The organism is Vibrio gelatinilyticus, from assembly GCF_022836845.1.
GTDB classification, from domain to species: domain Bacteria; phylum Pseudomonadota; class Gammaproteobacteria; order Enterobacterales; family Vibrionaceae; genus Vibrio; species Vibrio gelatinilyticus.
Genome location: NZ_JAJNNZ010000009.1, coordinates 1 through 12328 on the forward strand (window position 1 = coordinate 1; position 12328 = coordinate 12328).

Genomic DNA, 12328 nt, shown 5'->3' on the forward strand with positions numbered 1-12328 from the left:
CGCGTTATCAGCCAGATCCACATCCGTCGCGCTCATTGCGCCAGTAATGACGGTGTCTTCGGTAACGCTGTCGGTTTTCGCCTCTGCGACTGGCGCGTCATTAGTGCCCGTCACGGTAATGGTCAGCGTGGTTTGCGCAGCTGCGTCGTGCTCGTCGGTGACGGTCACGGGGATCTCTAATACTAACTTCTCGCCTTTGCCCAGGCTGTCGTACGAAGAGGCATCAAATGTATAACTGCCATCGGCATTGAACGTTAGGCCTTCTGCGGTGGATTCGGTGCTAAACACCAATTCAGCATCGTCACCTAAGTCGACATCCGAAGCACTCACTACGCCCGTAATCACCGTGTCTTCGGTAACGCTGTCGGTTTTCGCCTCTGCGACTGGCGCATCGTTGGTGCCAGTCACGGTAATGGTCAGCGTGGTTTGCGCCGTGGCGTTGTGCTCGTCGGTGACGGTCACGGGGATCTCCAGTACCAGCTTTTCATCTTTGCCTAAGCTGTCGTACGAAGAGGCATCAAATGTATAACTGCCATCGGCATTGAACGTTAGGCCTTCTGCGGTGGAATCGGTGCTAAACACCAATTCAGCATCGTCACCTAAGTCGACATCCGAAGCACTCACTACGCCCGTAATCACCGTGTCTTCGGTAACGCTGTCGGTTTTTGCGTCTATAGTAGGCGCGTCATTATCAGCAACAATATCAATTTTTGCTTTGGTTGTGGCAGTAGCACCATCATCATCTCGAATGGTGACATCTAATTCGACTTGGCCATTAAAGTGCTCATTTGGAATAAATGTGTAGGACCCGTCAGAGTTTTCGACAAGGGTACCATCGGTACCTGTATACGTTACGGAGTCAAATAAAACACGGCCATCGACGTCTATCGAGTTTGCTAGCAAATCATCGGTTGTGAAGGTAAGGGTTTCATCTTCTAGGATGCTGAAATTGGTGTCACCAGCAACAGGCGCCGCATTCCCAAAGACATCTAACAGGGATAAAGATTGAGACGTCGTGAGCCCTTGTTTTTCTAACGGTGTAGTATCAAATTGAGTGGTAGCTATCGTCTCTTCACCACTTCGTTCAACACCAAAAGACAAAGTAACACTCGAACCAATAGCAGAACCTGCGGCGGGAGCTTGCTCTTCCAGTTGGGTCGGATCTTGTCCATCTTCAATTTGTGCAATAATGTCATCGACATCAATATCGAGGTCTGTTTCTAGGTCAACATCCTTTAATTCACCGTCTTCAGTGACGAGCAAAATAGCAAGTTCGTCGTCTAAGTTTAGGTTGTCTACTTTGGTAATTACGACATCCCCCACACGAGGAGGAATACCGTCTTCTAGAACTCTAAGATTACCGTTTGCATCTAAAACCAAAGTTCCTGAAACTGTATTAAACCCAAATTGAGACAAAACGCTCATTATTCACTCCTTGAATTACTTAACCCTAGCTGGGAAGTAGTGTCATCACTGACCGTATATTTTTACTAAGTTAATCGACGATGATTGAAACTAGATTTAATTCGCCAACTCGAATGATTTGTTTTACTTATAGTTCAGTACCTTACTATCAAATTTACTATCAAATGTGAAGAGCTCTATACAGCTAATTTCTGTGAGTCTCAAAAACGAAAAAAGTCTCGCAATAACGAGACTTTAGGTGAAGGGTAGAAGTGGTTACCCGATGAAAGAAATATAACCCTGAAGTATTATCAAATTAACAATATCAATGAAGAAAGCTCCCACAATTGGAACCACCATAAACGCTTGTGGAGATGGTCCAAATCGATTAACTAATGAGCCCATATTCATTACGGCTGTTGGCGTTGCACCAAGACCAAACCCGCAATGCCCTCCAACTATAACCGCGGCATCATAGTTTTGCCCCATAACCTTGAACGTTACATAATAAGCAAAAATACCCAATACCACAGATTGCACAGCCAAAATAACAAGAAACGGTATGGCTAAATCAAATATATTCCAAAGCTTGAGGCTCATCAAAGCCATCGCTAAGAATAGTGATAATGAGACAGTACCTAGGATATCTACCGTTTCGGCATCAACTTTATAGCTCTTAGTCACTTCAAAAATATTGGTAATGAAAACGCCGATAAATAGGGCGTAAACAAAATCAGGTATCATCAACCATTTAATATCAAAACCATTGACCCACTCTTGAATATACTTAGCCCCTGTAACACAAATCAGCAGAACAAACAGGATTTCGATGACCTTCTTAGCCGTCACTCTGTCTTTTTCGTATTCATTATATGTAACCAGTTCAGGAAAGCGTTCGTGCGTGTCATTGCCTTTACCGTATTCAGATTCAAAGCCGTGCTTATTAATCAGTTTTTGTGCAACCGGACTGCCTATGATGCCACCAATAATAAGACCGAACGTTGCTGAGGCCATTGCGATTTCTAACGTATTGGTTAACCCATAACTTTCATTAAACGTTTGTGCCCAAGCCGCGCCAGTACCATGTCCACCTGAAAGGGTAATAGAACCAGCAATTAATCCCATTAAAGGCTCTAGCCCCAATACGCTGGCCAGACCAACACCTACACCATTTTGAATGATGATATAAACCGAAGCTATTGCCAAAAATACAAAGACCTTTGCACCGCCTTTTGCCAACTGAGTATAATTTGCAGCTAGACCAACCGTACTAAAAAACATCAGCATAAATGTCTTTTGTAATGGCAACGAAAACTCCAAAGTCACGCTATTGAAGTGTAAAACCGTAATCAAAAAAGCAACAATTAGCCCGCCGACTATCGGCTCTGGAATGTTGTACTTCTTAAATATGGGGAATTTGCTATTAATTAGATGACCTAAAAATAAAACGCCAATAGCAATCAAGAATGACTCTAACGCTCCGACTGAAATTGTATTGTTCATATAACCTCTGTATTCTGCTTTGCTCATCTTCCCTAATGAGGTTAGGTTCTAAGTAATTAGTGTAGTCGTTATCAGTTTGTAGGAAAAAAAATATCCCTAATAGTTACCTTACGTACTATAAATTTGACACTGAAAGAGTGTTCGAAAAGGACTTGCAAGAATGATAATGCAGAAGAATTAATCGACTTTACTTTGTTGAATTAACTACACTAAAGAAGACCCGTTTAGTGTACCATAAAATGAAGAAAACACCTAAACCGTCGCAAGGTGGCAAGAAGCAGGCAGCTACTGGAGCAAAAATGTCGAATATTTCTATAGCAGCTTTGTCTGTAATCCTTTTGCTTTCCGAACTCAACATCCAAAACAGTTACGCGAGTATTGCGTTCTCTTACCTTCCAACTAGAAGCGAATCTGAGGAGTCAGCTCAAAGCCAAATCAAGTCTAGTGAAGTCGCGATGTTAACTCAGGATCTGTCTCAAGAATACTTCCCTTTTAAGAAAACCCTATTGATACAATATGGGGGATAGGACGGTCCACTTTATGATCGTTCAGCAAAACAAGCTGCTATTGATACACTTTTGCATACCATACTGCATGAGATAGGGCATGCTTTTGTCAATGAGTTCGATATAGCTATCTTAGGAAAAGAAGAAGATGCGGTAGATAACTTCGCTGCAATAATCATACTAAATCACATTGAAAGTGGCGCGGATATTGTGATTAGTGCAGCGGATATGTTTGCTTTTGAGTCTGAGGATAAGCCTGAATACTATGAAGCTGGTGAGTATATAGATGAACACAGTTTTGACCTACAGCGTTACTTCTCTACATTATGCTTGGTTTATGGTAGCGATCCTGAGACACATTCAAACTTATCAGAAGAAATAGAGCAAGAATACCGAGCCGATAGAAGAGGATTCTGTGTGGAGCTGTTTAATATGAAAAATAGAAATTGGCATCGAGTGCTATCTTCCGCCTTATGAGTTCTATTTCTATAGATGAGCAACAATTGGTGAGCATTTACACTGTAAACACCCACCAATACTGACTATTTATCGAGTGCAGTTTTCGCGATTGCTTTCATCAAAACAGAAGTATCGGAGCGCCCTTCCCCGTTTTCAGAAAGTTCTTGATAATTTTCGATGGTTTGCTTGGCTAATGGTAAAGACATACCCAATCTATCTGCCTCATCAAGGCAAAAACCCAAATCTTTAATCATCCAATCAATCGCGAATCCAAAATCATACTTATCTTGGGCCATTGTCTCTGCGCGATTTTCCATCTGCCAAGAACCAGCAGCACCATTTTTCAAACAATTCACTAAGGAGGGGATATCAAGTCCACTCTTCTGAGCCAACAGGAGCCCTTCAGATAGACCCGTTAGCACACCAGCAATACATATTTGATTCACCATTTTCGCACGCTGACCTTGCCCTGCACGCCCCATAAGTACGCTGGACTTAGCATACGCGTTAAAAACCGGCTGGAGTGCATCAAATGTACTTTGCTCACCACCACACATAATCGTTAATACACCATTCTCAGCGCCCGCTTGTCCGCCAGATACAGGGGCATCCATAAAGTGGACGTTTTTTAGCTCGGCAAAAGCCTCTAATTGTTCTGACAATACTGCAGATGTCGTCGTATGGTCGACAAGAATAGAACCTGGCTTCATAAATTCAAGAGCACCAAGTTCCGAAGTGGTCATCTGTTTTACGTCATCATCATTTCCAACACAAACAGCCACTACATCGGCATTCGCAACACAATCAGCGACGCTACTAGCAAATGAACTACCAAACTCGTCAGCCCATCGCTTGGCTTTACTAGTCGTGCGATTGTAAACCGTAACATCAAAACCAGCTTTAACCAGATGTCCTGCCATTGGGTATCCCATGACGCCCAATCCAATAAAACCCACTCGCATGCTTTAATCTCCATTAGTTGATGATGTTATCGAACTTTAGGCTCTCACAGATTACGGTACGTTGACAATGTTTAATTGGCTGTATAAAAAGCCTTAGTGATCAGTCGGTCGCCTAAGGTTCTATATTAAAAACCTATGGGTGTAACCGGAACAATGATCAAGAGAGATTATTCTTTAGCTACTTATTTGGGTATAAAAAAAGCCGGCTAATAAAGCCGACTTTTCAATCTTCAGAACAGAATTAGAGTTCCGCGTTGTGATATACCTGCTGAACGTCATCACAATCATCCAACAGGTCAAGGAATTTCTGGAACTTCTCTTGGTCGTCTGCGCCAATTGCGGTGTGCGTTTGAGGTACGAAGGTGATTTCTTCAACGTCTAATGTGAGCTCTGGGTACTCAGCATTCAAAGCAGTTTTTACCTTGAAGAACTCTGTATGGGGTGCAAATACAGTGATAACACCGTCTTCCAACTCAATATCAGTGACATCAACATCAGCCATCATTAGTGCTTCGAGAACGGCTTCTTCGTCTTCACCTTTAAATTGGAAAACAGCCTGATGCTCAAACATATGTGCAACAGTTCCTGGGCTACCAATTTTCGCACCCGTCTTAACAAAGCACTGGCGAACATCTTGGAAAGTACGATTACCGTTATCAGTTAAGCAGTCAACAATAACGCTTGCGCCACCAGGAGAGAATCCTTCATAACGAGCTGGCTGGTAATCTTCACCGCCACCGCCTGTCGCTTTGTCAATCGCCTTGTCGATAACATGAGCTGGTACTTGATCTTTCTTTGCCTTAGCAATTAGATGCTTAAGCGACAGGTTCATATCAACGTCTGAGCCGCCATTTCTCGCACACATGTAAATTTCTTTACCGTATTTTGAGTAAACTTTAATTTTTGCGCCTTGAGTTTTTGCCATTGAGGCCTTGCGCACTTCAAAACTTCGTCCCATTGGGATGTTCTCTCTAATTCAATTTGACGAGCTGATTTTATCAAAACAGCGCCGCAATTCAATGATTGTGGTCGAATCTAGTTGCCAGTTCAGCAATAAATCTAAATATTAGTTCACACCCATGATCTTTTTGTACTTTGAAACACATTGTTCGAACCATTCTTTTTCAGCTTCGTTTAATAGTTTTGCTAATTGTGTGCTGATGGCTTCCGGTCCAATCTTTGCTTCTTTGATCTGCCAAACAATATACGACGCTTGTTTATCGATCTCGATTCTGTTTTTGTCTTCAGGGGGGAGTAGAGATAGGTTGTAGGGCTTCATTATCTTTCACTAGTAACGTTTATTTTTGTTTACTATATCACAAGCTTTAGACAATCATGCACTCACAAGGGTGGACAACTGCCACCCTACTTTATTTCGATTCACTGTGGTTCAATGAATAATTCCAAGCTCCCTAGCTTCCTCAAGTGAAAGGCCACTTTCTCTGATTTCCTTTAATGCTTCAATTCGACGACGAGCTTCAGCCGATTTTACTTGCTTTTTCGGCCGAGTATCTACAGATTGCTCAAGAGTTTCAGAAGCATCCCAACTGTTAGCGATCGATGTCATTTCATCATGATTAATCGAATTTATCGACATGTTACCTCCAAACAAAACTTCGCTAGGACAGGTCATCTTTAGCAAACGTAATTTTAATTGTTAAGACCAACAGTGTCAGAATGTGATGATGACGATATTTCAGAATATTCGTGTATGGAAGGCTAATAAATGTCTTTGAAATGTAGTCAAGTGCGAAGTACATTGAGCGGATTACTCACCGAAAACACAACATGATCTAAATCATTTTTCAGTTACTCCTTTCCTTGATCATCGTTTCGAGATCTATTCTTTAGACCAAAAAAAAAGCGAGCTCGAAAGAGCTCGCAAAAAATATCAGAATGAATGTAACAATATGAGCCAATCTATATATTTCATTAGAAAGGACAAAAGGTTGTCTATTCGGAATTGATACTACGCAACCAAGGCGCCATCTATGTCAGTGAATTGTCAGCGTTATTTCGAAAAAGAAACAAGTTTTAAATAAGTGTAACAAGTCTTTTAAACTGCGACTTCATCAAGCACTCTAAATACGGTCTCGTCAAAATGTCCCAGGTAGACCTGTTTACACACTTTCTTGCGTACTGCCAATGCAGAAATTAATCGCTCTATCGACAAATGTTTGTTTTCACTACGGCTATTATAAAGTTCGATCAGACGGCTCAATGTCTCATAGTTGACTGGATTGTCATCAACACGTAGCCAATCTAGCTTCTCTAGGAGCTCTGTACACTCGTTTTTAATCGAATTGTACGGATGACCTGTCATTGCGGATAAAGCCGTTATACTGCGCTCTAGAGCCTCTGTAGAGGTATATTTCGATAACACTATCGTGATTTCATCGGCATTTATTTCAACTAAGTGTTTACGAAGTTTAACGCGACGTCCCAAATTACCTCTTGGGGAAGGCGCTTTACGTTGGATTGGTTCAAATTCACCATCAATGACACTAGATAACTCGTCAAGTCGCTTTTTAGAAACTAATTCATGACGCAACGGATTTGGTAGCGTTGGAGCCATATTTCTTTTACCAGCGTTAGTCGTCCTAGCTCGGGAGTAACGCAAAACTTCCTCTACATCACACTTAATATCAACTTCAAAGTCACTGACTTTGCTTTGATCATCAAGTTTGGTCAGTGTCAAATGATAGCCCCATAGATTAACGACAAACAGCTCTTCGGATCCTTTCCCATCTGAGAGTTTTCTCAGTTCACGTAGAAGATCCATTGAGAAACGGCGCCATTCTATGTTTCGAGCAAGCTTTTGATTCAATTCCGTTAGTAACATTTGATCGGTGTGGCGGCGTGACATACGACTACGGAAATAGGAATACAATTGAAACACTAAAGTGTGTTGCTTTAGAATTTCGGGTGGAAATAGGAAAAAATAATCGCGCGTTAATAATTCTTCGTAGAATGATGGTTCCCATACCAAAATATAGAGATTAGGTTTGATCTTTATCTCGCCATCAGCACCTTCTCGTGGAGCTTCTTCTGAAGCAGTGATTGTTCTGGCCAAGAATCTGAAACGATCACTTTTAAAACCTTCTGGCATGTTTTCGCTTAACCAACGTCCCGTCAATTCATGTAACTGAAAGTCAGTGAATTCAATTCTGTCAATACTATCTCTGATTGAATCGCGTGCTGGCCCGCTGTCTTTCTTGCCTCTCAAAGACAGTATGTCGGTGATGTATAACGGAGTTTTATTAGGTACTTGTTTAGCGTCTAGATGATACTCTTCGTGATGATGATCATGATATTGAACCGTTAACGTAAAGAGTGCAAACAAGGTCATTAGATCGTCGACGGTCATAATGTTTTTCGATGATCTTGTTTCGATCACAGCACGGGTACCAGAAATAGAAACCATTGACTTTTGGTAACTTTTTCGTGTTCTTGGTGGCGCTAACGCTTGATCGATAATACCGGCCCAGTTGGTAGGAGAAACGATAAATTGATCCGCTTCGTCTTTCATCGCCGGTGGTGTATACAGACCGTGCTCGTTTAGAAGCCTTTTGTTAACTTGAGTTTGAGCAAGGGCTTTAGATTTTTTTTTCTTTTCCGATAACTTGACCGATTCAGTAATTAAGCTTGTTGCGCCAAGTGCAGAGACAAGTTGATTTGGATTCACGAAGCGATGCAACATCGTTTTGCCAGCGAGGCCTTCTTCAAATTTGACTGGATGTTGAGTAAACAAGCCAATATTAACGGCTGAGCGAAGTCTTTGTTGAACTGCCGCTCGAGTTAATTGTCCGTCTGTTGCATCGATCAGCTCTGTTGTTGATACGTAACCATCTTTACTGGAAAAACCTCGTAACGAAATAAGGTTCAGAAGTTCAATGATACTTTTGGTTACGCCTTTGAAGTGTTGATATTGCTCGATCCAATCAACAGCAGTTTCGGTGACAGCAAATAAATGGCCACCTTTGTGATCCCGAGGGGACTCGATCAATATTTTTTCTAGAGTGGTCATGATTAGATCTATATCACATTGTCCGTAAAACCGATATCAGTCCTAAAGAGGATAAAGAAAAAAAGATCATAAATAAAGAAAAAGTTGTTGCTCTAAATAAACTGATCTATTTGTTTATAATGATCTAAATTGATTATGTGATCTAATGATCTGGGTGGCAATCTGCTTGTAAGTTACTGTATAAGAACAAGTATTTTTTTTGCACATCAGAAGCATGATCATCGTAACTTAGGAAAGATGATCATTGTTTGACAGTAAGCATGATCATCTTTGACGGTAAGCATGATCATCAACAACAAGAACACATGATCATGAGAAAAAAGGAACTATGATCATCGGCAAACCACAGGTTATCCACAGCCACCTATAGGGGATTGCATTATTTGTGTTCTATTTGGCGATCTCACCAGCGAAAGCATGATCAAGATAGTGTCATTTGTAGTTTTAGCAGATTACTTATTTGTAATAATCGACTAATTTCTCATTTAAAAGTGTTTCTTTCTCACCTGACTTTACAGTTACATTGAATAAATTGGTTTTCCTTACCTTAGCGAAAGCATGATCATGGTAAAGTGACGTAGTTTCGATAGTTGAGTGTATTTTGACAGATCAACAGCGTTCATGAGTATGGCTTCTAACCCCTTACTCCAAAAGCAATCATCCGTAAACTGGTCGAGACTTTTCATGCTTCCGGTTCCCTACTCTCTTGATCATTTGTCCGGGGATTTGGATCTTTACTTGTAGTCTCATTGGTTAGATCTCATTCGGCTCTACTACCTTGATCATTGGTCCAGAACCTCGGAACGATGATCAAGTGTAACGTCTGCTGATACTTCGATATTCGGCATTTGAAAATTAATTAGTTTCAATAATTCTCTTTCTTATAAGTTGATAGTTGTTTAAATAACACCATCCGTAATCTAGTGAGTACATTCAATCGTTCCGGGTACAATTAATCTTTACATTGTAAATACGTGACACTGTGACACTTTAAAAGTGGAGTTCTTATCTTGGTTGACACAGACAAAAAATTGATGAATATTTGACACAATTTATGCAATGTTCGGTTAAAAGGTTAGTTAGCTCTCTAATTAATGTGATTACAATCAATAAATGAATGTGCAGCTTTTTGTTGAGTTATTCGTATATTGCTGTACTATAGTGAATATAGCTGAATACACTGGAATTGAGTGATGAAAAGAGAAAAGACGATAGAAAATCTCTACCAACTTGCTGAACAAACACAGCAGGTACAAGCCGATCGAATTGAGATTGTTTTGGAGGAACGCAGTGAAGAGCATTTTCCTGCGATGTCGAAAGCCCTAATGGAAACTCGTTCCGGCTTGACTCGTCGTAAATTAGATGAGGCAATAAACAAGATGGAATCAGACGGGCATCAGTTCACTAAGAATAATGCTAATCACTATTCTATTTCGTTGACCGAAGCCCATATGTTGATGGACGCTGCTAAGGTTCCTAAGTTTCATGAGCGTAAGAATAGTGCAAACAATAAGCCTTGGATTATCAATGTTCAGAACCAAAAAGGCGGTACTGGAAAGTCTATGAGTGCTGTACATTTAGCAGCATGTCTAGCGTTAAACCTAGATAAACGTTACCGTATTTGTCTGATTGACTTAGACCCACAGGGCTCATTGCGACTTTTCCTAAACCCTCAAATTAGTGTATCTGAGCATGATAATATTTATTCTGCAGTAGATATTATGCTGGAAAACGTACCGGAAGATATCGAAATTACACCAGAGTTTTTGCATAAAAATGTACTCCTTCCGACGCAGTACCCAAACCTTAAAACGATTTCTGCGTTTCCTGAAGACGCGATGTTCAACGCGGAAGCGTGGCAAAACTTGTCTCAGAATCAGTCCTTGGATATCGTTAAGCTCCTTAAAGAAAAGTTGATAGATAAGATAGCCGATGACTTTGATATCGTTATGATAGACACTGGGCCGCACGTAGATCCACTCGTTTGGAATGCTATGTATGCGTCTAATGCACTGCTAATTCCTTGTGCAGCAAAACGTCTTGATTGGGCATCAACGGTTAACTTTTTTCAGCATTTACCTACAGTGTACGAGATGTTTCCAGAAGATTGGAAAGGCCTCGAGTTTGCTAGACTGATGCCGACAATGTTTGAAGACGACAATAAAAAGCAAGTATCTGTATTAACTGAAATGAACTATTTATTGGGCGATCAAGTCATGATGGCAACGATACCTAGAAGTAGAGCGTTTGAAACCTGCGCAGATACCTACAGCACGGTGTTCGACCTTACGGCCACAGATTTCGAAGGTGGCAAAAAAACACTAGCAACAGCTCAGGACGCTGTGTATAAAAGCGCTCTAGAATTAGAAAGAGTTCTACATAGTAATTGGTCTTCATTGAACCTTGGATAATTGATTATGGCTATTAAAACTTCAGATCTGAACGCAAAATTATTCGGTAAAGCCAACAAGAGAAGGGCGACAACGCCACAAGAAGCACAAACAGCGGCTAAAGAAATGGCTCAGGTTATCGAGTTAGCTGTCGCTGGCGAAGAGATGGTTTCGTTTGAACTACTTCGCATACCTGCACACGATATTGAAGAAAAGACATTCGTATTTGAAGAAAACGCCCGTGAACAGTCGTTTTTAAATGAACACGCATTGTCAGATGTACTCGCAACGTTAAAAGAAAAAGGGCAACAGTATCCGGCCGTAGGTCGTAGAAATGAAGATGGGCGTATAGAGATTTTAGACGGTAGTCGCCGTCGTATGTCTTGTATTCTTTCCGATAAAGAGTTTTTGGTCTATACCGCAGACAATATCAATGCTGAACACGCTAAATTTCTTTCAGATGTTGCCAACGCTCATAAACCACTTTCTTTGTATGAGAAAGGCAGAGAGATGCTCATTAAATTGAAAAGTGGGGAAGCTGACGATCAGAAAGCTCTCGCTAAGATGTTCCAGTGCAGTGAAGCGCTCGTAAGTGGGGCTCTTAAAGCGGCTGATTTGCCACTCGAGTTACTTCAGGCTTACCCAAATGTAAGTGATTTAGGTCGACCGACAATTGTTAAGTTGCACAAGCAATTTAACGAACTTGATGAGGAAAACCAGCTTAAACTTGTAGCTCGCTGTCAGGATGAAGACGGCTTTGTTTGGCAAACGAGTTCAGCACAAGGTGTAGCCCGTATAACAAAAGAAGTGACGGAAACACTTGAATCCTGGATATACGATCTAGCGCCACCAAAACGAACAAGAGTTACCAAAGTCGATCTTGTCAAAGGTCGCGCTAGTTATACTAGAAAGGGAGCTAACCTAGCCCTTAATTTGAAAAAGGTTGATGACAAGCTTATGGACGAAATTTTGAGTTACATAAAAGATAAGCTAGATTAAACGTTATAAAAGTCTCGCTGAAGAAGCCTCGCATTTGCGAGGTTTTTTTTTGTGTTACCATTAATTCAACCACCACAA

10 protein-coding genes and 1 pseudogene are annotated in these 12328 nt (G+C 41.1%); 3 read left to right on the forward strand and 8 right to left on the reverse strand.

All coding sequences use genetic code 11. From position 1 onward, the window contains the following. Both LNL84_RS12150 and gltS read right to left on the reverse strand, forming a co-directional pair. Nucleotides 1-1425, reverse strand: a 1425-nt coding sequence (locus LNL84_RS12150) for a tandem-95 repeat protein (RefSeq protein WP_244357732.1), incomplete at its 3' end; no start/stop codon positions are given. Between the two features lie 255 nt (nt 1426-1680). Beyond that, entirely contained in the window at nt 1681-2907 is a 1227-nt protein-coding gene (gene gltS, locus LNL84_RS12155) for a sodium/glutamate symporter (RefSeq protein WP_244357734.1), read from the reverse strand. A 299-nt stretch (nt 2908-3206) separates the two neighbouring features. Between gltS and LNL84_RS12160 the strand changes: the two are divergent. Further along, a pseudogene (locus LNL84_RS12160) lies at nt 3207-3890 on the forward strand (DUF4344 domain-containing metallopeptidase). Nucleotides 3891-3955: 65 nt separating this feature from the next. Here LNL84_RS12160 and LNL84_RS12165 read toward each other — a convergent pair. The 6 genes from LNL84_RS12165 to LNL84_RS12190 form a co-directional block, all read right to left on the reverse strand. Beyond that, the gene (locus LNL84_RS12165; protein WP_244357736.1) at nt 3956-4834 is read right to left on the reverse strand and encodes an NAD(P)-dependent oxidoreductase; all 879 of its coding nucleotides are present in this window, start codon (nt 4832-4834) and stop codon (nt 3956-3958) included. 241 nt (nt 4835-5075) lie between these two features. Further along, entirely contained in the window at nt 5076-5792 is a 717-nt protein-coding gene (locus tag LNL84_RS12170) for a YebC/PmpR family DNA-binding transcriptional regulator (protein ID WP_244357738.1), read from the reverse strand. Nucleotides 5793-5900: 108 nt separating this feature from the next. Further along, nucleotides 5901-6113 carry a DUF3283 family protein gene (locus LNL84_RS12175; RefSeq protein WP_244357740.1) on the reverse strand — a complete coding sequence of 71 codons (213 nt, stop codon included), beginning with the start codon at nt 6111-6113 and terminating at the stop codon, nt 5901-5903. Between the two features lie 111 nt (nt 6114-6224). After that, on the reverse strand, nt 6225-6431 hold the full coding sequence (locus LNL84_RS12180) for a hypothetical protein (protein WP_244357742.1): 207 nt from the start codon (nt 6429-6431) through the stop codon (nt 6225-6227). 459 nt (nt 6432-6890) lie between these two features. Continuing rightward, a complete protein-coding gene (locus LNL84_RS12185; protein WP_244357743.1) occupies nt 6891-8861 on the reverse strand; it encodes a replication initiator protein RctB domain-containing protein in 1971 nt (656 codons plus the stop codon). Nucleotides 8862-9403: 542 nt separating this feature from the next. Beyond that, nucleotides 9404-9547: a hypothetical protein gene (locus LNL84_RS12190; protein ID WP_244357744.1), complete on the reverse strand. Its 144-nt coding sequence runs from the start codon at nt 9545-9547 to the stop codon at nt 9404-9406. A gap of 507 nt (nt 9548-10054) precedes the next feature. Between LNL84_RS12190 and LNL84_RS12195 the strand changes: the two genes are divergently transcribed. Together LNL84_RS12195 and LNL84_RS12200 are read left to right on the forward strand one after the other, a co-directional pair. Beyond that, on the forward strand, nt 10055-11272 hold the full coding sequence (locus LNL84_RS12195) for a ParA family protein (RefSeq protein WP_244357746.1): 1218 nt from the start codon (nt 10055-10057) through the stop codon (nt 11270-11272). Nucleotides 11273-11278: 6 nt separating this feature from the next. Next, complete coding sequence (locus LNL84_RS12200; RefSeq protein WP_244357748.1) at nt 11279-12250, forward strand: ParB/RepB/Spo0J family partition protein; 972 nt, start codon at nt 11279-11281, stop codon at nt 12248-12250. Nucleotides 12251-12328: the final 78 nt, after the last annotated feature.